The sequence below is a fragment of the Pseudomonas parafulva NBRC 16636 = DSM 17004 genome, assembly GCF_000730645.1.
In the GTDB taxonomy this organism is placed as follows: Bacteria; Pseudomonadota; Gammaproteobacteria; order Pseudomonadales; family Pseudomonadaceae; genus Aquipseudomonas; species Aquipseudomonas parafulva.
Genome location: NZ_BBIU01000029.1, coordinates 1 through 26,585 on the forward strand (window position 1 = coordinate 1; position 26,585 = coordinate 26,585).

The following is a 26,585-nucleotide window of genomic DNA, read 5'->3' on the forward strand; positions in this document are numbered from 1 at the left end:
TCCTTGGGCCTGCCTAGACACAAGCGCCTCCCACAAACCCAGCCAAGGCCACTAGAATAACCCCACCCACCCAGTCAGAAGCACCCTATGCCCAACCCTGCCGAACCAGAAGCACTGGCCGACCTGCCGCTGGACGAACTGGTCGCCTGCCATGAATGTGATCTGTTGCTGCGCAAGCCTGTTCTACACAATGGTGAAAAGGCGTTATGCCCACGCTGTGGATACGAGCTATACGCCCACCGGCACAACGTGGTGAACCGCAGCCTGGCCCTGGTGCTCACTGCGCTGCTGCTGTTCATCCCGGCCAACTTTCTGCCGATCATGCAGTTGCACCTATTGGGTCAAACCTCGGATGACACGGTCTGGAGTGGCGTACTGGGCCTGTACGACTCGGGCATGCGTGGGGTGGCCATTGTCGTGTTCCTGTGCAGCATGGCGGTTCCGTTGTCCAAGCTGCTTTGCCAGTTGGCTGTATTGCTGGCCATTCGGCTGAACGTTGGGCGCAAGTTTGGGTTGCTGTTCTATCGCATCTATCACCACCTGCGAGACTGGGGCATGCTCGAGGTGTATTTCATGGGTGTATTGGTGGCCATTGTGAAACTCGTGGACCTGGCCGAGATTACCGTTGGCCTTGGCCTGTTCTGTTTCATCAGCCTGTTGCTGGTTCAGGTGTGGCTTGAAGTGGTGATGTCACCGCACCAGATCTGGAGTGCGTTAGCGGGGGAGGACCTGCATGCGGGCGATTGATGCAGGCATTGTTGTCTGCAATGAGTGCCATGAACTGAACCGGCAGGTGCCTGGCGACACCTCACAAACCTGCACCCGGTGTGGTGCCTTGGTGCACGCACGCAGGCCCAACAGCATCGTGCGAACCTGGGCGCTGCTGGTGGCGGCGTTCATTCTTTACATCCCTGCCAATGTGCTGCCGATCATGACGGTCAGCTCATTTGGCCAGGGCAGCCCCGACACCATCATGTCGGGCGTCATTGCCCTGCTCAAACACGGCATGGTGCCGATCGCTGCGGTAGTGTTCGTTGCCAGCATCCTGGTGCCGACGTTCAAGCTGGTGGGTATTGCCTTGCTGCTGTATTCGGTCCAGCGTCGCCAGCCACTGTCAGCACGGCAACGCATCTGGATGTACCGCTTCATCGAATTCATAGGGCGCTGGTCCATGCTCGATATCTTCGTCATTGCCATCCTGGTGGCAGTGGTGAATTTCGGGCGGATAGCCAGTGTCGAAGCCAATTTGGGCGCTGTCGCCTTTGCAACTGTGGTGATTCTGACGATGCTTGCTGCTTTGACCTTCGATCCCCGACTGATTTGGGACAATACGGAGTCGGATGACGACCATGAGTGACCTGCCAACGGCCAAAACCCGCCCCGCTTCCAACTGGTCGGCCATCTGGATCCTGCCCCTGATCGCCTTGATGATCGGCGGCTGGCTCGCGTGGCAGGCCTACCGCGAAGCTGGCGTGCAGATTGAAGTGCGCTTCGAGTCGGGCGAAGGCATCGTCGCCAACAAGACCGAGGTGATCTACAAGGGCATGCCGGTCGGTAAGGTGAAAAGCCTGGTGCTGGATGCCAAGGGTGAGAATCAGGGCGTTATCGCCACTATCGAAATGAACCAGGCGGCAGAGAACCACCTGAACAAAGGCACCCGCTTTTGGCTGGTGAAGCCGAGCGTCAGCCTGGCAGGTATTACCGGGCTAGAAACGCTGGTATCAGGTAACTACATTGCCGTCAGCCCAGGGGAGGGCGAGCCGACCAAGCGCTTCACCGCACTCAAGGTTGCGCCCCCGCTCTCAGACTCCGAACCGGGGCTGCACCTTGTGCTGAAGGCCGAGCGGCTGGGGTCACTCAACCGCGACAGCCCGGTGTTCTACAAGCAGATCCAGGTTGGGCGGGTGAAAAGCTATCGCCTGTCCGACGACCAGAGCACGGTCGAGGTAAAGGTCTTCATTGAACCTGCCTACGCCAACCTGGTGCGCAAGCATACGCGCTTCTGGAACGCCAGCGGCGTCAGCATCGATGCCTCGCTCTCTGGCGTGAAGGTGCGCAGCGAGTCGTTGTCCAGCATCGTTGCCGGCGGTATCGCCTTCGCGACGCCGGAGCATCGCAAGGACAGCCCGCCAACCGACCCGAGCCTGCCGTTCCGGCTTTATGAGGACTTCGATGCCGCCCAGGCGGGCATCCGTGTGAAGGTGAAGCTCAGCGACTACGAGGGCCTGCAGGCTGGCCGTACGCCGGTCATGTACAAAGGTATCCAGGTGGGGTCGCTGAAAACCCTGAAAATGGAAGACAACCTTTCCAGCGCCACCGCCGAGCTCACCCTGGACCCGCTGACCGAGGATTACCTGGTGGAGGGCACCCAGTTCTGGGTGGTCAAGCCGTCGATCTCGCTTGCCGGGATCACCGGCCTGGAAGCGCTGGTAAAGGGCAACTACATCGCCATTCGCCCTGGCGAGAAGGGTGCGAGGCCTGAGCGTGAATTCGAAGCGCGGGCCAAGGCGCCTCCACTGGACCTGAAAGCGCCCGGCCTGCACATGGTGCTGTTCGCCGATACCCTGGGCTCGCTCGAAGTGGGCAGCCCGGTGATGTACCGCCAGGTGAAAGTGGGCAGCGTGCAAAGCTACCAGTTCGCCCGCGACAGCAACCGTATCCTGATTGGCGTTCACATCGAAAAGGAATACGAAAAGCTGGTCAATGCATCGTCACGCTTCTGGAATGCCAGCGGCATTACCCTTACCGGTGGCCTCTCGGGTATCAAGGTGAAGAGTGAATCCCTGCAGACCTTGATGGCAGGGGGTATCGCCTTCGACACGCCACGGGCGAATGCACCGCTCAAGCGCCACATTCCGCGCTTCCGCCTGCATGAGAACCAAGAGGCGGTGAACCGAGCGGGCACCCTGGTTACCATCCGGGTGCAGCGGGCTGATGGGTTGAAGCCAGGTACCGCCATCCGCTTCCGTGGGCTGGATGTGGGTAGCATCGAGAGCGTCGACCTTACAGCAGACCTTCAGGCCGTGCTGTTGCGCGCGCGTATCACCGAGGCGGCTGACAAGATCGCCCGCGTCGGCACCCAGTTCTGGGTGGTCAAGCCGGCCCTGGGCCTGGTGCGTACAGAAAACCTTGATACCTTGATCAGCGGGCAATACCTGGAAGTGCAGCCTGCCGCCAAGGACCGGGGGCCGCAGCGGGATTTCATTGCCCTGGCTGATGCGCCGGAGGTGGCGGGCCCCGAAATAGGCCTGCCGTTGACCCTCAGTGCGCCGCGCCGTGGCTCTATCAAGGCTGGTGTGCCGGTGACCTACCGCGAGGTCGCAGTGGGCAAGGTTACTGGCTTCGAGCTTGGCCAGAGCGCTGACCGCGTGTTGATCCACATCCTGATCGAGCCCCGTTATGCCAGCCTGGTACGCAGCGGCAGCCGCTTCTGGAACAGCAGTGGCTTCGGTTTCGACTGGGGCCTGTTGAAAGGGGCGACCGTGCGTACCGAGTCGCTGGAAACCCTGATCGATGGCGGCATCGCCTTTGCCACGCCGGATGGCGAGCGTATGGGCAACCCTGCGCGGCCGCAGCAGACCTTCGCCTTGTTCGACAAGGCCGAGGATGACTGGCTGCAATGGGCGCCGAAAATTCAGCTGGGCAAGTGACCCATCGAGGGGCCGTTGGCAGCGGCCCCTTGATGAAAAAGGCTCACACGAAAACTGCAGGCAACAAAAAACCGACCCTAGGGTCGGTTTTTCGACTAGCACGTCGCTTAGGCAGCTGCAGTTTCTTTCAGCGCCTTGATGTGGCCATTCAGACGGCCTTTGTGACGAGCAGCTTTGTTCTTGTGGATGATACCCTTGTCGGCCATACGGTCGATTACAGGCACAGCCAGAACGTAAGCAGCTTGTGCTTTGTCGGCGTCTTTTGCGTCGATGGCCTTGACTACATTCTTGATGTAGGTGCGGACCATGGAACGCAGGCTGGCGTTGTGGCTGCGACGCTTCTCAGCCTGTTTTGCACGTTTCTTGGCGGAAGGTGTGTTGGCCACCGTCGAGCTCCTCGAAAGACTTTAGGTAAATAGCAAACAAAATAGGCCGCGAATCATGCCGATGAGTCGACCGGATGTCAAGGCCACTTGCAAGGTTCCGCCGAGCGGTGCACCAACAGGCGGGAAAGATTCCTTTCTGCTGCGCGACCTGTAAACTCGGGAATTTTTGGCTCCCCTGCGAAGGCGCGGGAGTATCGCACATTCGGACGCTGTCTGGCAGCGTCCTCTGTCATTGGCGTGAATCTTTTCGATGAACCTGCTCAAATCACTGGCTGCGGTCAGCTCAATCACCATGATTTCCCGGGTGCTGGGCTTTGTCCGCGACACCATCCTTGCGCGCATCTTTGGCGCCGGGGTGGCCACCGACGCCTTCTTCATTGCTTTCAAACTGCCCAACCTGCTGCGGCGCATTTTTGCCGAAGGCGCGTTTTCCCAGGCATTCGTGCCCATCCTGGCCGAGTACAAGAGCCAGCAGGGCGAAGAGGCCACGCGCACGTTCGTGGCTTATATCAGCGGGCTGCTGACGCTGGTGCTGGCCGTGGTCACCGCCATCGGCATCCTGGCCGCACCCTGGGTGGTGTGGGCCACTGCCCCAGGTTTCGTCGACAGCGCCGAGAAATACCAGCTCACCACCGACCTGCTGCGAGTGACGTTTCCTTATATATTGCTGATCTCGCTGTCGTCCTTGGTGGGGGCCATCCTCAATACCTGGAACCGCTTCACGGTACCGGCCTTCACGCCCACGCTGCTGAACGTGGCCATGATCGCCTTCGCCGTGTGGCTGACGCCGTACTTCAACCCGCCGATCATGGCCCTGGCCTGGGGTGTGCTGGCGGGCGGCCTGGCCCAGTTGCTGTATCAACTGCCGGCGTTGAAGAAGATCGGTATGCTGGTGCTGCCGCGGCTGAACCTGCGCGACGCCGGGGTGTGGCGAGTGCTCAAGCAGATGCTGCCCGCCATCCTTGGGGTGTCGGTGAGCCAGATCTCGCTGATCATCAACACGATATTCGCGTCGTTCCTGGTAGCCGGTTCGGTATCGTGGATGTACTACGCCGATCGCCTCATGGAACTGCCATCGGGCGTGCTGGGCGTAGCGCTGGGGACCATTCTGCTGCCGACCCTCGCCAAGACATACGCCAACCGGGACCGTGAGGAATACTCGCGGATTCTCGACTGGGGGCTGCGCCTGTGTTTCCTGCTGGTACTGCCCTGCACGTTGGGCCTGGCCTTGCTGGCTGAGCCGCTGACGGTTGCGCTGTTCCAGTACGGCAAGTTCAGTGCCGTAGATGCGGCCATGACTCAGCGTGCCTTGGTCGCCTATTCGGTAGGGTTGCTGGCAATCATCCTGGTCAAGGTGCTGGCCCCCGGCTTCTATGCCCAGCAGAATATCCGCACACCCGTGAAAATTGCCGTGTTCACCTTGGTGTGCACACAACTGTTCAACCTGGTACTGGTAGGCCCCCTGGCACACGCCGGGCTGGCCCTGGCGATCAGCCTGGGCGCCTGCCTGAATGCCGGCCTGCTGTTCTGGAAGCTGCGCAGCCATCAGCTGTTCCAGCCGCAACCGGGTTGGGTGTTGTTCCTGTGCAAGCTGGTGCTGGCGGTCAGCCTGATGTCGGCGGTGTTGCTGGCCGGCCTTCATTACCTGCCCGCCTGGGAGCAGGGCAACATGCTTGAGCGCCTGTTGCGGTTAGGGGCGCTGATCATGGCAGGGGTGGTGACCTATTTTGGCTGCCTGTACCTGTGCGGCTTCCGGCCCCGGCATTTCGCCCGCAAAGCCTTGCACTGAAGCACGGCCGGGCCAGGTGTCGGTTTTTCACATTCCATGCCGCCCTTGGGCGCTGTTGCCTGTTACCGGCGCCCGGGTGTGGTTATAATCGGCCACTTTATGAGCAAGAAGCGCGTTATGCAGCTGGTTCGAGGTCTTCACAACCTGCGCCCCGAACACCGGGGGTGTGTCGCCACCATTGGCAACTTCGACGGGGTTCACCGCGGCCACCAGGCTATCCTGGCGCGCCTGCGTGAGCGCGGCCAGGCACTGGGCCTGCCCACCTGCGTGGTCATCTTCGAACCGCAACCGCGCGAGTACTTTGCCCCCGATACCGCACCCGCCCGCCTGGCCCGCCTGCGCGACAAGGTCGAGCTGCTGGCCGGCGAGGGCATCGACCGGGTGCTGTGCCTGGCGTTCAACCAGCGCCTGGGTGAACTCGGCGCCGATGACTTCGTCAAGGCCATCCTGGTCGATGGCCTGGGCGTGCGGCACCTGGAGGTGGGCGACGACTTCCGCTTTGGCTGCGACCGCGCAGGTGACTTCGCCTTTTTGGTCCAGGCCGGCCAGCAGTACGGTTTTACCGTCGAGGCCGCCAATACGGTGATCCAGGACGGCCTGCGGGTCAGCAGCACCGAAGTGCGCAAGGCCTTGGCCGATGGCAACTTCGAACTGGCCGAACACCTGCTGGGCCGCCCTTACAGCATCACTGGCCGCGTGTTGCACGGCCAGAAGCTGGCCCGCCAGCTCGGTACTCCCACTGCCAACATCCAGCTCAAGCGCCGCCGCGTGCCGCTGTCCGGGGTCTACCTGGCCAGCATCGAGATCGACGGCAAGGCCTGGCCGGGTGTCGGTAATATCGGCGTGCGCCCCACCGTTGCCGGTGATGGGCGCCCGCACCTGGAAATTCATCTTCTGGATTATGCCGGCGACCTGTATGGCCGGCGCCTGACGGTGGTGTTCCACCACAAGCTGCGTGAAGAGCAGCGATTCGCCTCCCTGGAGGCGCTGAAGTCGGCGATCGATGCGGATATCGCCGCCGCACGTGCACATTGGCACGCTCAACCGCTAACCAAGAGCCTGAAATGACCGACTACAAAGCCACGCTAAACCTTCCGGACACCGCCTTCCCCATGAAGGCCGGCCTGCCTCAGCGCGAACCGCAGATCCTGCAGCGCTGGGACAGCATTGGCCTGTACCAGAAGCTGCGCGAAATTGGCAAGGATCGTCCCAAGTTCGTGCTGCACGACGGCCCGCCCTATGCCAACGGCAAGATCCACATCGGTCACGCGCTGAACAAGATTCTCAAGGACATGATCGTCCGCTCCAAGACCCTGTCCGGCTTCGATGCGCCGTACGTGCCGGGCTGGGACTGCCACGGCCTGCCGATCGAGCACAAGGTCGAGGTTACCCACGGCAAGCACCTGTCTGCCGATCGCACCCGCGAGCTGTGCCGCGAGTACGCTGCCGAGCAGATCGAAGGGCAAAAAACCGAGTTCATCCGCCTGGGCGTGCTGGGTGACTGGGGCAACCCGTACAAAACCATGAACTTCGCCAACGAGGCCGGTGAAATCCGCGCCCTGGCCGAGATGGTCAAGCAAGGCTTCGTGTTCAAGGGCCTCAAGCCCGTGAACTGGTGCTTCGACTGCGGTTCAGCCCTGGCCGAGGCCGAGGTGGAATACGCCGACAAGAAGTCCCAGACCATCGATGTGGCGTTCCCGGTCGCCGACGAAGCCAAGCTGGCAGCTGCCTTCGGCCTGCCGGCACTGGGCAAGCCCGCTGCCATCGTGATCTGGACCACCACCCCGTGGACCATCCCGGCCAACCAGGCGCTGAACATCCACCCGGACTTCACCTACGCCCTGGTCGACACCGGCGAGCGTCTGCTGGTGCTGGCTGAAGAACTGGTCGAGCCGTGCCTCGCCCGCTACGGCCTGGAAGGCGCGGTCATCGCCACTGCCAAGGGCCAGGCGCTGGAACTGATCAACTTCCGCCACCCGTTCTACGACCGCCTGTCGCCCATCTACCTGGCCGAGTACGTCGAGCTGGGTGCCGGTACCGGCGTGGTTCACTCCTCGCCAGCCTACGGTGAAGACGACTTCGTTACCTGCAAGCGCTATGGCATGGTCAACGACGACATCCTCACCCCCGTGCAGAGCAACGGCGTGTATGCCGAGTCGCTGCCGTTCTTCGGCGGCCAGTTCATCTGGAAGGCCAACCCGGCCATCGTCGAGAAACTGAGCGAAGTCGGTGCGCTGATGCACACCGAAACCATCAGCCACAGCTACATGCATTGCTGGCGCCACAAGTCGCCGCTGATCTACCGCGCCACAGCGCAGTGGTTCGTTGGCATGGACAAGCAGCCAAGCACCGGTGAGCCGCTGCGCGAGCGCGCCCTCAAGGCCATCGAAGACACCAAGTTCGTCCCGGCCTGGGGCCAGGCACGCCTGCACTCGATGATCGCCAACCGCCCTGACTGGTGCATCTCGCGTCAGCGCAACTGGGGTGTACCGATTCCGTTCTTCCTCAACAAGCAGACCGGCGAGTTGCACCCGCGCACCGTCGAGCTGATGGAAGAAGTGGCCAAGCGTGTGGAGCAGGAAGGTATCGAGGCCTGGTTCAAGCTTGATGGCAGCGAGCTGCTGGGCGCTGAAGCCGACCAGTACGAGAAGATCGCCGACACCCTGGATGTGTGGTTCGACTCCGGTACCACCCACTGGCACGTGCTGCGCGGCTCCCACGACATCGGCCACGCCACCGGCCCGCGCGCCGACCTGTACCTGGAAGGTTCCGACCAGCACCGTGGCTGGTTCCACTCGTCGTTGCTGACCGGTTGCGCCATCGACGGCCACGCGCCGTACCGCGAGCTGCTGACCCACGGTTTCACCGTGGACGAGAACGGCCGCAAGATGTCCAAGTCGCTGGGTAACACCATCGAGCCAGAGAAGGTCAACAACACCCTGGGTGCCGACATCCTGCGCCTGTGGGTTGCTGCTACCGACTACTCCGGTGAAATGGCGGTTTCCGAGCAGATTCTGCAGCGCAGCGCCGATGCCTACCGCCGCATCCGCAACACCGCCCGCTTCCTGCTTTCCAACCTGTCTGGCTTCGACCCTGCGCGCGACCTGCTGGCGCCGCAAGACATGCTGGCGCTGGACCGCTGGGCGGTTGACCGTACCCTGCTGCTGCAGCGTGAGCTGGAAGAGCACTACGGCGAGTACCGTTTCTGGAACGTCTACTCCAAGGTGCACAACTTCTGTGTGCAGGAGCTGGGCGGCTTCTACCTCGACATCATCAAGGACCGCCAGTACACCACCGGCGCCAACAGCGTGGCGCGTCGCTCCTGCCAGACCGCGCTGTACCACATCAGCGAAGCACTGGTGCGCTGGATTGCACCGATCCTGGCCTTTACCGCCGACGAAATCTGGCAATACCTGCCGGGCGAGCGTAACGAGTCGGTCATGCTCAACGGCTGGTACGAGGGCCTGAGCGAGCTGCCTGAAGGCACCGAGCTGGACCGCGCCTACTGGGGCCGCGTGATGGCGGTCAAGGCGTCGGTCAACAAGGAGCTGGAAAACCAGCGCACCGCCAAGGTCATCGGTGGCAACCTGCAAGCCGAAGTCACCCTGTACGCCGACGAAGGCCTGAGCACCGACCTAGCCAAGCTGGGTGACGAACTGCGCTTCGTGCTGATCACCTCAGCCGCCAGCGTGGTGCCGTTCGCTCAGGCACCGGCCGAAGCCGTGGCCACCGAAGTGGAGGGCCTGAAGCTGAAAGTGGTGAAGTCCGGCTACACCAAGTGCGGCCGTTGCTGGCACTTCCGAGCCGACGTTGGCAGCCACCCGGAGCATCCGGAAATCTGCGGGCGTTGCGTCGAGAACCTGACCGGCCAGGGCGAGGTGCGCCACTATGCCTAACCCTGCAGCGGGGCGCTTCGGGCGCCTTGCATGGCTGTGGCTGAGCTTGCTGGTGCTGGTTCTGGACCAGGCCACCAAGCTGTATTTCGACAACGCCCTGACCATGTACCAGCAAATCGTGGTAATCCCTGATTACTTCAGCTGGACGTTGGCCTACAACACCGGCGCTGCCTTTAGCTTCCTGGCAGACGGGGCAGGCTGGCAGCGCTGGCTGTTCGCCCTCATCGCCGTGGTGGTAAGTGCCGTGCTGGTGGTGTGGCTCAAGCGCCTTGGGCGTCACGAAACCTGGCTGGCCGTGGCGCTGGCGCTGGTGCTGGGTGGCGCTATCGGCAACCTGTGGGACCGTGTGGTGTTGGGCCATGTGGTCGATTTCATCCTGGTGCACTGGCAGAACCGGCATTACTTCCCGGCCTTCAACCTGGCCGACAGTGCAATCACGGTCGGTGCGGTGATGCTGGCGCTGGACATGTTCAAGAGCAAGAAGACCGAGGAGCCGGCCCATGACTGACATTCGTATCGGCCAGAACACCGAAGTCACGCTGCACTTCGCCCTGCGCCTGGAAAACGGCGACACCGTCGACAGCACCTTCGACAAGGCCCCGGCCACCTTCAAGGTGGGCGATGGCAACCTGCTGCCCGGTTTCGAAACCGCACTGTTCGGTTTCAAGGCCGGTGACAAGCGCACGGTGGTGGTGGCCCCGGAGAACGCCTTCGGCCAGCCCAATTCGCAGAACGTGCAAGTGATGCCGCGGTCCCAGTTCGAGGGCATGGAGCTGTCCGAAGGGCTGCTGATCATTTTCAAGGATGCCGCCAACGCCGAATTGCCCGGTGTGGTCAAAGCGTTCGATGATGACCAGGTGACCATCGACTTCAATCACCCACTGGCTGGCAAGACCTTGACGTTCGAGGTGGAGATCCTCGAAGTGAAGGCCCTGTAAGCCTGGAGCCGAGCATGCAAATCAAACTCGCCAACCCCCGCGGATTCTGCGCGGGGGTCGACCGGGCGATCGAAATCGTCAACCGTGCCCTGGAAGTCTTCGGCCCGCCGATCTATGTGCGTCACGAAGTGGTGCACAACAAGTTCGTGGTCGAAGACCTGCGCAACCGTGGCGCTATTTTCGTCGAAGAGCTGGACCAGGTGCCGGATGACGTCATTGTCATCTTCAGCGCCCACGGCGTTTCCCAGGCCGTACGCCAGGAAGCAGCAGGCCGTGGCCTGAAGGTGTTCGACGCTACGTGCCCGCTGGTGACCAAGGTGCACATCGAGGTGGCCAAGTACAGCCGTGATGGCCGCGAATGCATCCTGATCGGCCACGAAGGGCATCCGGAAGTGGAAGGCACCATGGGGCAGTACGATGCCAGCAATGGCGGTGCCATCTACCTGGTCGAAGACGAGAGTGATGTCGCCAGCTTGCAGGTCAGAGACCCTGACCACCTTGCCTTCGTGACCCAGACCACGTTGTCCATGGACGACACCAGCCGGGTGATCGACGCCCTGCGTGCACGCTTCCCGAACATTGGCGGGCCGCGCAAGGATGACATCTGCTACGCCACGCAGAACCGCCAGGACGCTGTGAAGCAACTGGCCGACGAGTGTGACGTGTTGCTGGTAGTGGGCAGCCCTAACAGCTCCAACTCCAACCGCCTGCGCGAGTTGGCCGAGCGCATGGGTACACCGGCCTATCTCATCGATGGTGCCGAGGACCTGCAACAGGGCTGGTTCACCGAGGCTGCGCGGGTTGGCATCACGGCGGGTGCGTCGGCCCCCGAGGTATTGGTACGGGGTGTGATCGAACAGCTCAAGGCCTGGGGCGCAACCGGTGCCGAGGAGCTGGACGGGCGTGCAGAGAACATCACCTTCTCCATGCCCAAAGAGCTGCGCGTGCGCTCGCTGCTTTAAAGCAAGCCTCAAGGCAGTGCAAGGCTCGCAGGACGGGCCTCAACTGCCGCCTTTGGTCAGGCGCCCCGGCACTGTGGCGTCTCATTCACTTCGGTCGCCACCCTGACCCTGCCGCTTGAAGCCAGCACCACCTGATGCCGGCTTAGCGCGGTGCCCCGCTCGCAAATGTCCAGCGTGCCCCCCAGCCAGCCGCCGCCAGGCCTCATGGGGATGCCCACCGCGCTGAACTTCAGGGTTGCGCCAATGTTGCCCGCAATGCGCAGTGGCCGTGGCAGGCGGTGTTCGCGCAGCACCTGCCCATTGTGATCGAGCATCACCACCCAACCATTGCCCCACGCGTTGTCCAGTGCCTGCACCCGTACCGGCTGGCCCTGCAGCATGGCGTGCCCGCGAGCGCTTCGCAGGGCTTGTGCCAGGTCCCGCGCGGCAGCGGCCCGGTGTAGGTCGTCGCTGAACGTGGCGTAGGCCGGCATGCCCAGCTGTGACAGCAGCATCGCGATGGCCAGTGCCGACAATATTTGTATCAGTGTTGCACCGCGTTGCTTCACCGTGCATTCCTCCCGGGAAGTGCTTGGCTGTAGCTTCACGGGCGTTGAGCAACCCTGCCAGTCGCAGGTGTACACCACACCTGCGCGAAAAGTCACAGGAGGTGCAAGGATGCACGCAAGGCAACAAGGCATGACCCTGCTGGAAGTGCTGCTGGCAGTGCTGGTGCTGGGCGCCGGCCTGTTCGCGGCAGCGGCGCTCCAGGTAAAGGCACTGCAGGCCACCGACAGGGCCAGGGTCGACGTGCAGGCGGCGCTGGCGGCTCACAGTGATCGTGAGCGGGCGCAACCATGAGGCGCGTCGAACGGGGCTATGGCTTACTGGAGCTGCTGCTGGCGCTGGCGATTGGGCTGATGTTGCTCACAACTGCCAGCCAACTGTTCGCTTCTGCCCATCAGGTGTGGCGGTTGCAGGGCGCTGCCTTGCGCATGCAGGAGGACGCACGCCTGGCGTTGCTGCGCATGGCCCAGGATATTCGCATGGCCGGCATGTTCGGTTGCCTGCGCTTACTGCCTGGCGACTTTCCCGACAGTGCCACCCGCCTGGCTTTCACCCGGCCAGTGGAGGTAGGCCCGTCGAGCCTGAACCTGATCGTGGCGGATGTGGCCGGCCATGTTCTGCACCCGGACTGGACCGTGCTTACCAATTGCCGGGACCACGCCCAGGTTGCCGTGGGGCAGGTGCAGGGCAGCGGTGAACTGGCTATTCCCATCAGCCGGCACCGTTATGAGCTAAGGGGCAGCACGTTGTATTTCACTCGCAGTAACAGCACCCAGCCGCTGATGGAGCACGTGCGGTCGTTGGATATCGCCTACCTCACAAGCGCTGGCAGCCCGCGTATCGACCTGGACCTTGCGCTGCATGACCCCGCCTTGCAGCTGCAGCAGCGGCACCGCTTGAGTGTTGCCCTGCGCAACCCAGTTTTGCCATGAAGCGTCAGCGCGGGGTGGTGCTGTTGTTGGCGCTGGTCATCAGCCTGTTGCTGGGCGTACTCGCAGCCTCGGCCTTGCGTGCCGCGCTGGTTGAGACGCAGATGGCCGGGGTGCTGCGTGATGGCTTGCTGGCGTTTGAGCAGGCCGAGGCAACGTTGCTGGCAGGGCAGGGGGCTTTGCATCACCAGGCGCCTGCACCGTGCCAACCGTGCGCCCCGCCTGAACGCCCCCATGCACTTGGGGGCCACTGGCACAAAGCGCCGGAGGGGTTCTATCAGATACAGCAGTTGGGTATCAGCATGCGTGCCGCCCATGTGCCGGAGGGGCTGCCTGTCACATTGTTCAGGGTCACGGCCGTAAGCCTGCAGGCGCGGCCGCGGCAGGTGCTGGAGGCGGTCTACGCCATCAACGGCGATCAAACCCGCCGCATCGCATGGCGGCAAAGAGTGCAGGGAGACTGACATGCAGCAAGGCTTGAGCTTGATCGAGCTGTTGATTGTGCTGGCCGTGACCGGCATTCTGGCAGCCATTGCCTACCCCGCCTACAGCGACCACCTTCGGCAGGCCGCCCGTAGCGAAGTGGCCGGCCTGCTGCACGACGCTGCGCTACGGCTTGAGCGGCATCGTATGCTCACCGGCCAGTATGCCGAGGGCGAGCTGTACCTGCCCGCCGGTAACCGTGACTACAGCCTGCAGGCCCTGCGTGGCAGCGATACCTTCACGCTGCGCGCCCTGCGGCTGCCGCAGGGGCGCATGGCCGACGACCGTTGTGGCGACTTCCAGCTTGACCATGCTGGGGTACGCGGCAACCCAGGTGCCATCGACAGCACGCATTGCTGGGGAAGCTGAAGGTTCAATGATGCCCGGTGCATCGCAGTTTAACTTCAGGTGTTGGATCTACACATGAGCAAGCAAGTAGTGGTGGTCGGGGGCGGGGTGATCGGCCTGCTGACCGCATACAACCTGGCGGCGAGCGTCGGGCAGGTAGTGGTGTGCGATCAGGGCGAAGTTGGCCGTGAGTCGTCCTGGGCCGGCGGTGGCATCGTGTCGCCGCTGTACCCGTGGCGGTACAGCCCTGCCGTCACCGCGTTGGCGCACTGGTCGCAGGATTTCTATCCACTGCTGGGCCAGCACCTGTTCGCCACCACCGGCGTTGACCCGCAAGTGCACACCACCGGCCTGTACTGGCTGGACCTGGACGACGAGGCCGAGGCACTGGCCTGGGCAGCGCGTCAGCAGCGGCCCTTGAATGCCGTGGATATTGCAGCGGTTTACGCTGCAGTGCCGGTGTTGGGGCCGGGCTTTGGCCGGGCCATCTACATGGCCGGCGTAGCCAATGTGCGCAACCCGCGCCTGGTGAAATCGCTTAAGGCAGCGCTACTGGCATTGCCCAATGTAACCCTGCGTGAACACTGCCAGATCTCAGGCTTCGTCCAGCAAGGCGGGCGGGTTACCGGTGTGCAACTGGCCGACGAAGTGCTGGCAGCGGATGATGTGGTGCTCAGTGCCGGTGCCTGGAGTGGCGACCTGTTGCGCACCTTGGGCCTGGCATTGCCGGTGGAGCCGGTGAAGGGGCAGATGATCCTGTTCAAATGCGACGAGCATTTTCTGCCGAGCATGGTGCTGGCCAAAGGGCGATATGCAATCCCCCGGCGAGACGGCCACATTCTGGTGGGCAGCACGCTCGAACACGCCGGCTACGACAAAACCCCGACGGAAGAAGCGCTGGCCAGCCTGAAGGCGTCGGCGGTGGAGTTGCTGCCCGAGCTGGAAGGGGCGCCCGTGGTGGCGCATTGGGCGGGGCTACGGCCCGGTTCGCCTGAAGGCATTCCGTACATCGGGCCAGTGCCCGGCCATGATGGGTTGTGGCTGAACTGTGGGCATTACCGCAACGGGCTGGTACTGGCGCCTGCGTCCTGCCAGCTGCTTGCAAACCTGCTGACCGGGGCCGAGCCCATCATCGACCCGGCACCGTATGCCCCGCAGGGGCGCTTGGGTTAGCAGCCCGGGCGCAGTTTCAGCCCTGACGGCCAGGCCCCTGTTGCAGATGGGCCTGGCTGCAATACCACTCGTTGCCTTGGGTGAGCGCACGGTCGGTGGGCAAGTGCACGCCGCAATGGGCGCACCGCACCATTTTCAGGGGCGCATCCAACTTCGTTTCGGGGCGGGGTTGCTGGCTGACTTTGAACTTGCGCCACAGCCAGAACGCGGCGGCGATCAGGACGATCCAGAAGAGTAGGCGAACCATGGTGTTCAGCTTGTCGAATGATGAAGCCGACAGTCTAGGACGGCGCCAGAGAAAAAGGGAGGCCTAATTCGGGGTCACCCCAGGCCTCCCTCTCGGCAGATCAGTCAAACATGCCGAAGGTCATGTAGCTGAACCACGAACGATCTTTCTCGGCTTCCTTCGGCCCTTGCGGCTCGATCGGGTCGCCGTTCTCGTCCTTGGGCAGCAGCTCTTTCGGGATTTCGTCGCGCGCGTCCTGGAACTGCTTGACCACGTCCTGGTTGGCGCGGGTTTCTCCTGGCGGCAGCGGCGTGTCGGTTTCGATCAGGCCCAACGTGGCCTTGGACAGCCAGCCGCGGCCGTCAGACTCGGTCTGCTTGGGCTGGAACTCGCCATCGGCCAGGCTCGGGTGGTCGGGGTAGTTGAGCTTGAGGGTTTCCAGGCTGGTGGCGGCCAGGTCGTCCAGGTGCATCTTCTGGTACGACTCCACCATCACTGCCAGGCCATCGCCAACCGAAGGGGTTTCCTGGAAGTTCTCGACCACGTAACGGCCACGGTTGGCCGCTGCCACGTAAGCCTGGCGGCTCAGGTAGTAGTCAGCCACATGGATTTCGTACGAGGCCAGCAGGTTGCGCAGGTAGATCATGCGCTGCTTGGCGTCTGGTGCGTAGCGGCTGTTGGGGAAGCGGCTGGTCAGCTGGGCGAACTCGTTGTACGAGTCGCGGGCGGCACCCGGGTCACGCTTGGTCATGTCCAGCGGCAGGAAGCGCGCCAGCAGGCCGCGGTCCTGGTCGAACGAGGTCAGGCCCTTGAGGTAGTAGGCGTAGTCCACGTTCGGGTGCTGCGGGTGCAGGCGGATGAACCGCTCGGCAGCCGACTTGGCAGCCTCCGGCTCGGCGTTCTTGTAGTTGGCGTAGATCAGCTCGAGCTGCGCCTGGTCGGCATAACGGCCGAACGGGTAGCGCGACTCCAGGGCCTTGAGCTTGTTCACGGCACTGGTGTAGCTGGAATTGTCGAGGTCAGCCTGGGCCTGCTGATACAGCTCGGCCTCGCTGAGGTTCTCGTCGATGACTTCCTTGTTAGAGGAACAGGCCGCGGTGAGCCCGAGGATGGCGATCAGCAGCAGGTGTTTCACTTGCATGGCGGCTTGCGTCCCTTTGACGGCCGCTGTCTTGGGCGGGGCCGTCCTGTTATGATGAGCGCCCCGGCCAACCCCGGGACAAAAGAAGCCGTATTTAACCACAAGCTCGCAGCCGAAACCAAAGGCTGTGCGCCCGCCGAATCGAGCATGTCCGAGATCATTCAACTTAGCGCAGAGGTACCGTCCGAACTGGGCGGTCAACGCCTCGACCAGGTCGCCGCCCAATTGTTCGACGAGTATTCGCGCTCGCGGCTGACTTCGTGGATCAAAGAAGGCCGTCTGACGGTCGATGGCGCTGTCCTGCGCCCGCGTGACACCGTCCATGGTGGCGCCGTTCTCGCCCTTGAGGCCGAACAGGAAGCCCAGGGCGAGTGGGAAGCCGAGGACATCGCACTCGACATCGTCTATGAAGACGACCAGATCATGGTCATCAACAAACCCGCCGGTCTGGTAGTGCACCCGGCTGCCGGGCATGCCAGCGGGACCTTGCTCAATGCCCTGCTGCACCATGTGCCAGACATCATCAACGTACCCCGTGCCGGTATCGTTCACCGCCTGGACAAAGACACCACGGGGCTGATGGTGGTGGCCAAGACCCTGCAGGCGCAGACCAACCTGGTCGACCAGCTGCAAAAGCGCTCGGTCAGCCGGATCTACGAATGCATCGTGGTCGGTGTGGTCACTGCAGGTGGCAAGATCGATGCCCCCATCGGCCGCCACGGCGGCATGCGCCAGCGCATGGCAGTAACCGACGGCGGCAAGCCTGCGGTCAGCCATTACCGGGTGCTCAAGCGCTTCCGCTCGCACACCCATGTGCGGGTAAAGCTGGAAACCGGGCGTACCCACCAGATCCGTGTGCACATGGCCCACGTCGGGTTCCCCCTGGTGGGTGACCAGACCTACGGCGGGCGCTTCCGCATTCCGCCGGCGGCCAGCCCGACCATGGTCGAGGCCGTGAAAACCTTCCCGCGCCAGGCGCTGCATGCACGCTTTTTGGCGCTGCACCACCCGACCACCGGTGAACGCATGGAGTGGGAATCGCCGCTGCCGGACGACTTCGTGTGGTTGCTGTCCCTGCTGAACCAGGACCGCGAGAGCTTCATCGGATGAGCGAATTGACGCAGGCGTTGCTGATACCTGACTGGCCCGCGCCAGCCTCGGTTCGCGCCTGCGTCACCACCCGTCGGGGCGGCATCAGCCTGCCACCCTACGACACGCTCAACCTGGGCGATCACGTGGGGGATGACCCTGCTGCGGTCGCCGAGAACCGGCGTCGCCTGAGCCGTGAGTTCGCCATTCAGCCAGCCTGGCTCAAACAGGTGCACGGGCTGGAGGTCGCCGACGCCGACCCCTCTGAGGTAGCCGAAGCGGACGCCAGCTGGACACACCAGCCCGGTATCGCTTGCACGGTCATGACCGCCGATTGCCTGCCTGCGCTGTTTTGCGACCGCGCCGGTACCCGTGTGGCCGCAGCCCATGCCGGCTGGCGCGGGCTGGCAGGTGGCGTGCTTGAGGCCACGCTGCAACGCCTGGCCCTGGCGCCTGAAGAGGTGCTGGTGTGGTTGGGCCCGGCTATCGGCCCGCAAGCGTTCGAAGTGGGGCTGGAAGTGCGTGATGCCTTCACCGCCGTGCACCCCGAGGCAGCGCGGGCCTTCGTCGAGGGCGCGCGGCCTGGCAAGTTGATGGCCGACATCTATGAGCTGGCGCGTATTCGCCTTGCAGCCAGCGGTGTAACGGCTGTTTATGGCGGCGGGCTGTGTACCGTCAGTGATGAGCGGTTCTTCTCTTACCGCCGTACACCGCAAGGTGGGCGTTTTGCATCGTTGGTCTGGCTCGATCAGCGCTAACCGCTCTGGCTTCATCGCCTGCACTAATCCATCACAATGACTTCGGTCAACCCCGCTAAGCTTGAATCTTCCAGAATCAGCCTTATCTATAAGGCATCTCAGGCAGGTTTCTTCATAACAGGCGCTGTCCATCGCTCCGACCTGCCCTTTTAAAGGAAGGTAACCCATGCGAATAGACCGTTTGACCAGCAAGCTGCAGCTTGCAATATCCGATGCGCAATCCCTCGCCGTTGGCATGGACCACCCGGCCATCGAGCCCGTGCACCTGTTGCAGGCACTGCTCGAGCAGCAGGGCGGCTCCATCAAGCCACTGCTGATGCAGGTGGGCTTCGATATCCACAGCCTGCGCCAGGCGCTGGTAAAAGAACTCGACCAACTGCCGAAAATCCAGAACCCCACTGGCGACGTGAACATGTCCCAGGACCTGGCGCGCCTGCTCAACCAGGCCGACCGCCTGGCCCAGCAGAAAGGCGACCAGTTCATCTCCAGCGAGCTGGTGGTGCTGGCGGCCATGGACGAGAACAGCAAGCTCGGCAAGCTGCTGCTGAGCCAGGGCGTGAGCAAGAAAGCCCTGGAAAACGCAATCAATAACCTGCGCGGCGGCGCTGCCGTCAATGACGCCAACGCCGAAGAGTCGCGCCAGGCGCTGGACAAATACACTGTCGACCTGACCAAGCGCGCCGAAGAGGGCAAGCTGGACCCTGTGATCGGCCGTGACGACGAGATCCGACGCACCGTACAGGTACTGCAGCGCCGCACCAAGAACAACCCTGTGCTGATCGGTGAGCCCGGCGTGGGCAAAACGGCCATCGCCGAGGGCCTGGCCCAGCGCATCATCAACGGCGAAGTGCCCGATGGCTTGAAAGGCAAGCGCCTACTGGCGCTGGACATGGGCGCGTTGATCGCCGGTGCCAAATACCGGGGCGAGTTCGAAGAGCGCCTGAAAGGCCTTCTGAACGAGCTGTCCAAACAGGAAGGGCAGGTGATCCTGTTCATCGATGAGCTGCACACCATGGTCGGTGCCGGTAAAGGCGAGGGCGCCATGGACGCCGGCAATATGCTGAAACCGGCACTGGCCCGTGGTGAACTGCACTGCGTGGGCGCTACCACGCTGAACGAGTACCGCCAGTTCATCGAGAAAGACGCAGCCCTGGAGCGCCGCTTCCAGAAAGTACTGGTGGAAGAGCCCAGCGAGGAAGACACCATTGCGATTCTGCGTGGCCTTAAAGAGCGCTATGAAGTGCACCACAAAGTTGCCATCACCGACGGTGCAATCATCGCCGCCGCCAAGCTCAGCCACCGTTACATCACCGACCGGCAGTTGCCCGACAAGGCCATCGACCTGATCGACGAGGCGGCCAGCCGCATCCGCATGGAAATCGACTCCAAGCCGGAAGTGCTGGACCGCCTGGACCGTCGCCTTATTCAGCTGAAGGTTGAATCCCAGGCGCTGAAGAAGGAAGAAGACGAGGCTGCGAAGAAGCGCCTGGAAAAGCTGACCGAAGAAATCGAGCGGCTTGAGCGCGAATATTCCGACCTGGAAGAGATCTGGGCATCGGAAAAAGCCGAAGTGCAGGGTTCGGCGCAGATCCAGCAAAAGATCGAGCAGGCCCGCCAGGAGCTGGAAGCCGCACGCCGCAAAGGTGACCTCAGCCGCATGGCCGAGCTGCAGTACGGGGTAATCCCGGACCTGGAGCGCAGCCTGCAGATGGTCGACCAGCATGGCAAAACCGATAACCAGCTGCTGCGTAACAAGGTCACCGAGGAAGAAATCGCTGAAGTGGTCTCCAAGTGGACCGGCATCCCTGTGTCGAAGATGCTGGAGGGCGAACGCGAGAAGCTGCTGAAGATGGAAGACCTGCTGCACCAGCGTGTGATTGGGCAAGGCGAGGCGGTTACCGCGGTGGCCAACGCCGTGCGCCGTTCCCGCGCGGGGCTGTCCGACCCCAACCGGCCAAGCGGCTCGTTCCTGTTCCTTGGCCCTACCGGTGTGGGCAAGACCGAGCTGTGCAAGGCCTTGGCCGAGTTCCTGTTCGACACCGAAGAGGCCATGGTGCGCATCGACATGTCCGAGTTCATGGAGAAACACTCCGTGGCTCGCCTGATCGGCGCCCCACCAGGCTATGTGGGCTATGAAGAGGGCGGCTACCTGACCGAAGCCGTACGGCGCAAGCCTTACTCGGTGGTGCTGCTGGACGAAGTGGAGAAGGCGCACCCAGATGTGTTCAACGTGCTGCTGCAGGTGCTGGAAGATGGCCGCCTGACGGACAGCCATGGCCGCACCGTGGACTTCCGCAACACGGTCATTGTGATGACCTCCAACCTGGGCTCTGCACAGATCCAGGAACTGGTGGGCGACCGTGAAGCCCAGCGTGCGGCGGTGATGGATGCAGTAGGGGCGCACTTCCGCCCCGAGTTCATCAACCGTATCGACGAGGTAGTGGTGTTCGAACCGCTGGGCCGCGAGCAGATCGCCGGCATTACCGAGATCCAGCTGGGCCGCCTGCGCAGCCGCCTGCTGGAGCGCGAGCTGTCGCTGAGCCTGAGCCCAGAGGCGTTGGACAAGTTGATTGCGGTCGGTTACGACCCGGTGTACGGCGCACGGCCGTTGAAGCGTGCGATTCAGCGCTGGATCGAAAACCCCTTGGCGCAGCTGATCCTGGCCGGCAAGTTCATCCCCGGGACGGCGATTACCGCCAAGGTGGAAGGCGACGAGATCGTCTTCAGCTGATTACCTCGTTTGAAAGCCCCGCTTCGGCGGGGTTTTTTTTGGGTGATAGCGCCATTTCCCCGGGCTGGGCAGTACCTGTGGGGGTGGGTTTGATCGCGATGCGGCCAGCACAACCCCAGTAAAATCGGGCCTTTCCGGGCGGGTTTGTTAACTTGCTGAAAATTTTGAAATTTTTGCTTGCATCAATTCTAGAGTGCCCCTAATATACGCCGCGTTGTCAGGCACTAAGCGAATCACCAGCAACACCGGTGACCGCAAAACAACTTACAAATCAGTAAGTTGAATGAAAAAAAGTGGTTGACAAGCAAAACGAAGACTGTAGAATAGCCGGCGCTCAGCAGCGACAACGCGAAAGCGGATAGCCAAAGAGACCGAAGCTAACACAAGCTTCGAAGTAGCAAAAAAGTTGTACCGAAGTTCAGTTCCGCGATAGCTCAGTCGGTAGAGCAAATGACTGTTAATCATTGGGTCCCTGGTTCGAGTCCAGGTCGCGGAGCCAATCTCGGGGTGTAGCGCAGTCCGGTAGCGCGCCTGCTTTGGGAGCAGGATGTCAGGAGTTCGAATCCCCTCACCCCGACCATTTTCCGGGTCGTTAGCTCAGTTGGTAGAGCAGTTGGCTTTTAACCAATTGGTCGTAGGTTCGAATCCTACACGACCCACCATGTAAAAAGGGCATCTCAAATGAGATGCCCTTTTTCTTTTGTCCCGATTTTTCCAAACCCTTGGTTGTGCCGTAAATCCGCTATCCTGCCTCGTGTCACTGGGCGGTATAAGGACGATTTGGCATGGTAGCCAATACATCAAGCGTCGTGGTTGTAGGCGCGGGCATCATGGGGGCCTCCGTTGCCTGGCACCTGGCCAGGCTGGGTGCCAGGGTCACGGTGCTGGAGCAGGGGGCCAGGCCCGCAGCAGGTGTTACCCGGTGGTCGTATGGCTGGGTGGGTACTGCCAGCGCCTCTGCCTCTGAAAACCCGGTTGCGCTTAACGCAACGCTGCAGGCCATCGCCGACTTCCGCCGCCTGGCACTCGACCTCGGGCCCCTGCCTGTCGCTGCCCGTGGGGCGCTGGTATGGCTGGACAGCGACGAGCAAACCGCTTGCCTCATCGACCAGCAGCAGGCCGCGGGTGTACGGCTGCACCCCTTGGATGCCCAGCAGGTCAGTGCTCTGGAGCCCTGCCTGGTAACCCCGCCCAGGCTGGCCGCCTGGGCCCCTGACGATTTTGCGGTCGAGCCCGTCGCGCTGACCCGCCAGTTGCTCCATGGCGCCAAGCAAGCGGGTGCGCAGGTGCTGTATGGCCGTTGCGTTGATGGGCTGGAGCTGAACAACGGGTGTGTCACGGCAGCACTGTGTGCCGGTGAACGCTTCGCCGCACGCACCGTGGTATTGGCCAATGCCGATGCGGCCATTGGCCTGGCCGGGCAGCAGGCATTTCAATTGCCCATCCTCACCAAGCCTGCAGTGTTGATGCGCTTCTCGGCGCCTGCCGGGGTAGTCAGGCACCTGGTCTACGGCAATGGCCTGGAACTGCGCCCGGCGCTGGAAGGTGGTGTGGCCTGCGCGGAAGATGCCCCTGCAGAAGGCGAGGCAGGCTTGCCGGCCCTTGCCGAACACACCGCCGAGGCGATCAAGCGCATGTTCATCGGCACCTCTGGGCTGTCGCTGCGTGCCGTCAGCATCTGCCAGCGGCCAATGACCCAAGGGGGCGAACCCGTGCGGGGTTACTTGCCGGGGGCGCATGGGGTGTATGCGCTGATAGCCCACCCCGGGGTCATCCTGGCGCCGTACCTGGGCCGCCTCGCTGCCGAGGAAATCGTTCAGGCCGGGTGCTAGGCCGTGTTTTAACTGGACGTGGCCGATGTGCAACTGCTGCAATGGGTGTTGAGGGTTTCCATGCCCTCATGAGGCTGCTTCCCCAACACCCCTCGCAGGAGCGCAGTAATGCAGTGGCAACGTAACCTGGCAATCTGTTTTTTTGGATCGTTCGTCAATATCGTTGCCATGACCGTGCTGCTACCGTTTCTGCCGGTGTACGTGGAGCATCTAGGTGCCGTGGGCGATGCAGACATTGCCCGCTGGTCAGGCATCGCCTATGCCGCGACCTTTTTCAGCGCCGCGTTGGTAGCGCCGTTATGGGGGCACCTGGCAGACCGCTACGGCAGCCGGCAAAACCTGATCCGGGCCAGTTTCGGCATGGTTGTCAGCATGGCGCTGATTGGTCTGGCGCAGACTGTGGAGCAGTTGGTGGTATTGCGCTTGCTAGTCGGTCTTGCCGGTGGCTATACCTCGGGGTCGTACGTGCTGGTGGCGGCGCAAACGCCGAAAGAGCGCTCCGGCTGGGCGCTTGGCATGCTCTCGTCGGGCATCATGGCCGGTGGGTTGGTGGGGCCGCTGCTCGGCGGCATTCTGCCGACCGTCATGGATATCCGCACCATCTTCCTGGGCGCCAGCGGGCTGATCTTCTTCAACTTCCTGGCGACGTGCCTGTTCATTACCTCGCCACCCCGTCAGGGCAAAGCCGACAAGGCCCGGGCCGACAGCGCGCCTGCGCCCCGGCCAGACATGTCTGTCGTCTTCACCATGCTGTTCGTTGCCATGATCCTGATGATGGCCAACATGTCGATCGAACCGATCGTTACGCTGTATATCCGCAGCCTGGACGTGGGCGCGCAGTCTGTCACCTGGCTGGCGGGGTTGTGCATGGCAGCCTCGGCGCTGGGCAGCATCATCTCGGCACCCAGGCTGGGCAAGCTGGCCGACCGCCTCGGCGCTTTGAAGGTAGTGGTGGTATGCCTGGGCATCGCCGGGTTGCTGTTGATTCCCCAGGCGCTGGTCACCCAGGCCTGGCAACTGATCGTGTTGCGCCTGGCCATGGGCTTGGCATTGGGCGGTTTGATCCCCTGTGTGTCGGCTGTCATCCGGCAGAACGTCGGCGCCAACAGGGTGGGCAAGATGCTGGGCTATTCCACCTCGGCTCAATACCTGGGCCAAGTCGCCGGCCCGGTGCTTGGCGGCTTTGCGGCTGGCTCATTGGGCCTGCGGTTTGTGTTCGGCGTTACCAGCGTGGTGCTGCTGGCAACGGCTGGTTGGTGCCTGTTGCTACTGCTGCGTGGCCCGGCGGCGGCCAACAACGCATCGCTTGACGACGGCTGAATGGGCACCACCGGGCATGTGCAGCTCGGGTCAGTGCAGCTTCAACCGCGGCTCTGTACCTCGGCCAATCTTGCTGCCCAGCATCATCAGTGCCGTGCGGAAAAACCCGTACAGGGCCATCTGGTGCATGCGGTACAGCGACACGTAGAACATGCGCGCCAGCCAGCCTTCCAGCTTCACACTGCCCATCAGGTTACCCATGAGGTTGCCCACTGCCGAGAAGCGTGACAGCGAGACCAGTGAGCCGTAGTCCTTGTACGCATAGGTCGGCAGCGGTTTGTTCTCCAGCCTTGCCTTGATGCTTTGCGCCAGCATCGACGCCTGCTGGTGCGCGGCCTGTGCACGTGGCGGCACATTGCGGTCGGTGCCTGGCTGCGGGCAGGCGGCGCAGTCGCCGAAGGCAAAGATATCGTCGTCGCGGGTGGTCTGCAGGGTAGGGCGCACCACAAGCTGGTTGATGCGGTTGGTCTCCAGCCCGTCGATGTCCTTGAGGAAGCCCGGTGCACGGATGCCCGCCGCCCATACCTTCAGGCTGGCCTGGATCACCTCGCCGTCCTTGGTCTTCAGGCAGTCGCCCGTCACCTCGCTCACCGCCGCATTGGTCATCACCTTGACCCCCAGTTTTTCCAGGGTCTGGTGCACCGGCACGCTGATGCGCTCGGGCAGCGCCGGCAGCACGCGCGGGCCGGCCTCGATCAGGGTGATGTGCATGTCCTTGGGCTGGATGCGGTCCAGGCCATAGGCCGCCAGCTCGTGGGCGGCATGGTGCAACTCGGCGGCCAGTTCCACACCCGTGGCGCCGGCCCCGACGATGGCAACGCTGATCTTCTCGCTGGCTACATCTCCGGCGTGAGCGCGCAGGTAGTGGTTGAGCAGTTGCTGGTGGAAACGCTCGGCCTGCTTGCGGGTATCCAGGAATAGGCAGTGCTGCGCCGCGCCCAAGGTGCCGAAGTCGTTAGTGTTGGACCCCACGGCAATCACCAGGGTGTCGTAGCCCAGCGTACGGGCCGGCAGCAGTTCACGGCCCTCTTCATCAAGGGTAGCGGCCAGCTGGATCTGCTTGCCTTCGCGGTCCAGGCCGCTCATGCGGCCCAGCTGGAAATTGAAGTGGTTCCACTTGGCCTGGGCCACGTAGTTCAGTTCGTCTTCCGAGGAGTTCAGCGAGCCGGCCGCCACTTCGTGCAGCAGGGGCTTCCAGATGTGCGTGAGGTTGGCGTCCACCAGGGTGATGTAGGCCTGCTTGCGCTTGCCCAGGGTTTTACCCAGGCGGGTCGCCAGTTCCAGGCCGCCGGCGCCGCCGCCGACAATCACGATGCGATGAGTCATGGGGGTATCTCATAAGGTTTACGGAATTCTTGGCCCAATGGGCCGGCCGCACCGTGCACGAGGGGAGGGCGAGCGCCAGGCAGCTCATAGCACCAGTCCACTCAGCAGGCGGCTGACAAGGCCCAACCCGATGGTTACCGCCAGCACCACCACCAGCAGCAACCATGGCCGAAAGGGCCGGCGCTGCACCTGGTGTTGCGGGGCTTGCAGGTATTCATCGACGCGACGCTGATCTTCAGGGTTCAGGCGGCTGGTCATGGTGGGCCTCGTCAGATAGACGTTTGTGACTGCGCAAACGCTACAGTGTTCGTGCAGGCGCATGAAACAAATGATAATGCTTTCTATCTTGGCCGCCGAGTGTACGGCATCCTGATCAGCGGCGGCACAGGATCAAAGGCTGATACCCACATCGAACACGATGCTGCGGCCCAGGTTGCCGCGCAGAAAATCCGGGGCATCGGGGTGGGCGAACAGCACCCGGGCAAAGGTCGGCCCCACCAGCGACAGCGAGCGCCAGCCCTGGCGCAGGTATTCGGTGGGTGGCGGGAAGTGCGTGTTCAGGTCCAGCACTTCGCGTTTGAGGCTGGCGAAGGCAATGATGTCCAGCTCGTTCAGCTCAAGCCCGCGCTCACGGTAATTGTGCGCCTTCTTGCGCAACGTGGGCGCCAGCCGCCCCAGCAGCTCGGTGGCACTGATACGCCGGGGCCGGGCTTCGCGGCGTACCAGTTGCGCCAGGGAAAAAGCACTGCGCCGGCGTTGCAGCTCTTCACGCCATTCATCGTTCAGCCGGCGCCCCTCGTCCAGTACGAAAAACACCTCGAACGCCGCATCACGGAACAATACGTCAGGTGGCTCCTGCCCGGCGGGGGTGAAGTCGTCAGTGCGGTAGGGGATGTTCAGGCCCTGCAAAAGGCGCTGGCACACCCAACGCTCACGCTCCCATTTACGTGCATTGGAAAGAAAGGCATTGGCTTGTTCGGCCTGGATGGTAAGCAGGCGCAGGTAGTCTGAGTCATCCATGTAGCTAGCTTAGCTGCTATTCGATGACGATAAGATGCTGTT

General features: G+C 62.7%; 26 protein-coding genes and 3 tRNA genes. 22 read left to right on the forward strand and 7 right to left on the reverse strand.

The window, feature by feature from the left end; all coding sequences use genetic code 11:
* Positions 1-87 precede the first annotated feature (87 nt).
* The 3 genes from PPA02S_RS17830 to PPA02S_RS17840 are packed head-to-tail and all read left to right on the forward strand — an operon-like array spanning position 88 to position 3,650.
* Positions 88-747 carry a paraquat-inducible protein A gene (locus tag PPA02S_RS17830; protein WP_028631794.1) on the forward strand — a complete coding sequence of 220 codons (660 nt, stop codon included), beginning with the start codon at positions 88-90 and terminating at the stop codon, positions 745-747.
* Positions 734-1,357 carry a paraquat-inducible protein A gene (locus PPA02S_RS17835; protein WP_028631793.1) on the forward strand — a complete coding sequence of 208 codons (624 nt, stop codon included), beginning with the start codon at positions 734-736 and terminating at the stop codon, positions 1,355-1,357. Before PPA02S_RS17830 ends, PPA02S_RS17835 begins: the two co-directional genes overlap by 14 nt.
* On the forward strand, positions 1,350-3,650 hold the full coding sequence (locus tag PPA02S_RS17840) for a PqiB family protein (RefSeq protein ID WP_028631792.1): 2,301 nt from the start codon (positions 1,350-1,352) through the stop codon (positions 3,648-3,650). The genes PPA02S_RS17835 and PPA02S_RS17840 overlap by 8 nt, the downstream gene beginning before the upstream one ends.
* Before the next feature lie 107 nt (positions 3,651-3,757).
* Here PPA02S_RS17840 and rpsT read toward each other — a convergent pair whose 3' ends face one another.
* Positions 3,758-4,036 (reverse strand): 30S ribosomal protein S20, encoded by a 279-nt coding sequence (gene rpsT, locus PPA02S_RS17845; protein WP_028631791.1) that lies wholly within the window; start codon positions 4,034-4,036, stop codon positions 3,758-3,760.
* 250 nt (positions 4,037-4,286) lie between these two features.
* Between rpsT and murJ the strand changes: the two genes are divergently transcribed.
* The 6 genes from murJ (at position 4,287) to ispH (ending at position 11,621) form a co-directional block, all read left to right on the forward strand.
* Positions 4,287-5,825, forward strand: coding sequence for a murein biosynthesis integral membrane protein MurJ (gene murJ, locus PPA02S_RS17850; RefSeq protein WP_028631790.1), 1,539 nt, complete (start codon positions 4,287-4,289; stop codon positions 5,823-5,825).
* 117 nt (positions 5,826-5,942) lie between these two features.
* Positions 5,943-6,893 (forward strand): bifunctional riboflavin kinase/FAD synthetase, encoded by a 951-nt coding sequence (gene ribF / locus PPA02S_RS17855; RefSeq protein WP_028631789.1) that lies wholly within the window; start codon positions 5,943-5,945, stop codon positions 6,891-6,893.
* On the forward strand, positions 6,890-9,721 hold the full coding sequence (gene ileS / locus PPA02S_RS17860; RefSeq protein ID WP_028631788.1) for an isoleucine--tRNA ligase: 2,832 nt from the start codon (positions 6,890-6,892) through the stop codon (positions 9,719-9,721). The genes ribF and ileS overlap by 4 nt, the downstream gene beginning before the upstream one ends.
* A complete protein-coding gene (gene lspA, locus PPA02S_RS17865; protein WP_028631787.1) occupies positions 9,714-10,229 on the forward strand; it encodes a signal peptidase II in 516 nt (171 codons plus the stop codon). Before ileS ends, lspA begins: the two co-directional genes overlap by 8 nt.
* Positions 10,222-10,659 carry an FKBP-type peptidyl-prolyl cis-trans isomerase gene (locus PPA02S_RS17870; RefSeq protein ID WP_028631786.1) on the forward strand — a complete coding sequence of 146 codons (438 nt, stop codon included), beginning with the start codon at positions 10,222-10,224 and terminating at the stop codon, positions 10,657-10,659. Before lspA ends, PPA02S_RS17870 begins: the two co-directional genes overlap by 8 nt.
* A 14-nt stretch (positions 10,660-10,673) precedes the next feature.
* Positions 10,674-11,621, forward strand: a complete 948-nt coding sequence (ispH, locus tag PPA02S_RS17875; RefSeq protein ID WP_028631785.1) for a 4-hydroxy-3-methylbut-2-enyl diphosphate reductase — start codon at positions 10,674-10,676, stop codon at positions 11,619-11,621.
* Positions 11,622-11,677: 56 nt separating this feature from the next.
* Here ispH and PPA02S_RS17880 read toward each other — a convergent pair whose 3' ends face one another.
* On the reverse strand, positions 11,678-12,169 hold the full coding sequence (locus tag PPA02S_RS17880; RefSeq protein ID WP_028631784.1) for a GspH/FimT family pseudopilin: 492 nt from the start codon (positions 12,167-12,169) through the stop codon (positions 11,678-11,680).
* 109 nt (positions 12,170-12,278) lie between these two features.
* Here PPA02S_RS17880 and PPA02S_RS17885 point away from each other — a divergent pair, with 109 nt between their 5' ends.
* From PPA02S_RS17885 to PPA02S_RS17905, 5 genes are read left to right on the forward strand one after another with little or no spacing between them, the layout of a single operon-like run.
* Positions 12,279-12,461, forward strand: a complete 183-nt coding sequence (locus PPA02S_RS17885) for a prepilin-type N-terminal cleavage/methylation domain-containing protein (RefSeq protein WP_028631783.1) — start codon at positions 12,279-12,281, stop codon at positions 12,459-12,461.
* A complete protein-coding gene (locus PPA02S_RS17890; protein WP_028631782.1) occupies positions 12,458-13,099 on the forward strand; it encodes a PilW family protein in 642 nt (213 codons plus the stop codon). The genes PPA02S_RS17885 and PPA02S_RS17890 overlap by 4 nt, the downstream gene beginning before the upstream one ends.
* Positions 13,096-13,560, forward strand: a complete 465-nt coding sequence (locus PPA02S_RS17895; protein WP_028631781.1) for a hypothetical protein — start codon at positions 13,096-13,098, stop codon at positions 13,558-13,560. Before PPA02S_RS17890 ends, PPA02S_RS17895 begins: the two co-directional genes overlap by 4 nt.
* 1 nt (position 13,561) lies before the next feature.
* On the forward strand, positions 13,562-13,948 hold the full coding sequence (locus PPA02S_RS17900) for a type IV pilin protein (protein WP_028631780.1): 387 nt from the start codon (positions 13,562-13,564) through the stop codon (positions 13,946-13,948).
* 54 nt (positions 13,949-14,002) lie between these two features.
* The gene (locus PPA02S_RS17905; protein ID WP_028631779.1) at positions 14,003-15,100 is read left to right on the forward strand and encodes an NAD(P)/FAD-dependent oxidoreductase; all 1,098 of its coding nucleotides are present in this window, start codon (positions 14,003-14,005) and stop codon (positions 15,098-15,100) included.
* 16 nt (positions 15,101-15,116) lie between these two features.
* On the opposite strand, the gene PPA02S_RS17910 is transcribed toward PPA02S_RS17905, so the two are convergent.
* Both PPA02S_RS17910 and PPA02S_RS17915 read right to left on the reverse strand, forming a co-directional pair.
* Positions 15,117-15,347, reverse strand: a complete 231-nt coding sequence (locus PPA02S_RS17910; RefSeq protein ID WP_028631778.1) for a PP0621 family protein — start codon at positions 15,345-15,347, stop codon at positions 15,117-15,119.
* Between the two features lie 100 nt (positions 15,348-15,447).
* Positions 15,448-16,467 carry an outer membrane protein assembly factor BamD gene (locus PPA02S_RS17915; protein ID WP_028631777.1) on the reverse strand — a complete coding sequence of 340 codons (1,020 nt, stop codon included), beginning with the start codon at positions 16,465-16,467 and terminating at the stop codon, positions 15,448-15,450.
* A 147-nt stretch (positions 16,468-16,614) separates the two neighbouring features.
* On the opposite strand from PPA02S_RS17915, the gene rluD reads away from it, so the two are divergent.
* The 8 genes from rluD to PPA02S_RS17955 all read left to right on the forward strand — a co-directional run bounded on the left by rluD (position 16,615) and on the right by PPA02S_RS17955 (position 24,197).
* Positions 16,615-17,577: a 23S rRNA pseudouridine(1911/1915/1917) synthase RluD gene (gene rluD / locus PPA02S_RS17920; protein ID WP_028631776.1), complete on the forward strand. Its 963-nt coding sequence runs from the start codon at positions 16,615-16,617 to the stop codon at positions 17,575-17,577.
* The gene (pgeF, locus tag PPA02S_RS17925; RefSeq protein ID WP_028631775.1) at positions 17,574-18,314 is read left to right on the forward strand and encodes a peptidoglycan editing factor PgeF; all 741 of its coding nucleotides are present in this window, start codon (positions 17,574-17,576) and stop codon (positions 18,312-18,314) included. Before rluD ends, pgeF begins: the two co-directional genes overlap by 4 nt.
* Before the next feature lie 166 nt (positions 18,315-18,480).
* Complete coding sequence (clpB, locus tag PPA02S_RS17930; protein ID WP_028631774.1) at positions 18,481-21,045, forward strand: ATP-dependent chaperone ClpB; 2,565 nt, start codon at positions 18,481-18,483, stop codon at positions 21,043-21,045.
* 423 nt (positions 21,046-21,468) lie between these two features.
* Positions 21,469-21,544 (forward strand) — tRNA-Asn (locus PPA02S_RS17935).
* Positions 21,545-21,548: 4 nt separating this feature from the next.
* Positions 21,549-21,625: transfer RNA gene (locus PPA02S_RS17940), tRNA-Pro, on the forward strand.
* Positions 21,626-21,631: 6 nt separating this feature from the next.
* Positions 21,632-21,707, forward strand: a tRNA-Lys gene (locus PPA02S_RS17945).
* 123 nt (positions 21,708-21,830) lie between these two features.
* The gene (locus PPA02S_RS17950; RefSeq protein WP_028631773.1) at positions 21,831-22,877 is read left to right on the forward strand and encodes an NAD(P)/FAD-dependent oxidoreductase; all 1,047 of its coding nucleotides are present in this window, start codon (positions 21,831-21,833) and stop codon (positions 22,875-22,877) included.
* A gap of 108 nt (positions 22,878-22,985) precedes the next feature.
* Positions 22,986-24,197 (forward strand): MFS transporter, encoded by a 1,212-nt coding sequence (locus PPA02S_RS17955; protein ID WP_042141837.1) that lies wholly within the window; start codon positions 22,986-22,988, stop codon positions 24,195-24,197.
* A gap of 30 nt (positions 24,198-24,227) precedes the next feature.
* Here PPA02S_RS17955 and PPA02S_RS17960 read toward each other — a convergent pair whose 3' ends face one another.
* The 3 genes from PPA02S_RS17960 to PPA02S_RS17970 form a co-directional block, all read right to left on the reverse strand.
* Entirely contained in the window at positions 24,228-25,523 is a 1,296-nt protein-coding gene (locus PPA02S_RS17960) for an NAD(P)/FAD-dependent oxidoreductase (protein WP_028631772.1), read from the reverse strand.
* An 84-nt stretch (positions 25,524-25,607) separates the two neighbouring features.
* Positions 25,608-25,781, reverse strand: coding sequence for a DUF3094 family protein (locus PPA02S_RS17965; protein WP_033727895.1), 174 nt, complete (start codon positions 25,779-25,781; stop codon positions 25,608-25,610).
* A 132-nt stretch (positions 25,782-25,913) separates the two neighbouring features.
* Positions 25,914-26,543: a DUF1780 domain-containing protein gene (locus PPA02S_RS17970; protein ID WP_028631771.1), complete on the reverse strand. Its 630-nt coding sequence runs from the start codon at positions 26,541-26,543 to the stop codon at positions 25,914-25,916.
* Between the last annotated feature and the right edge of the window lie 42 nt (positions 26,544-26,585).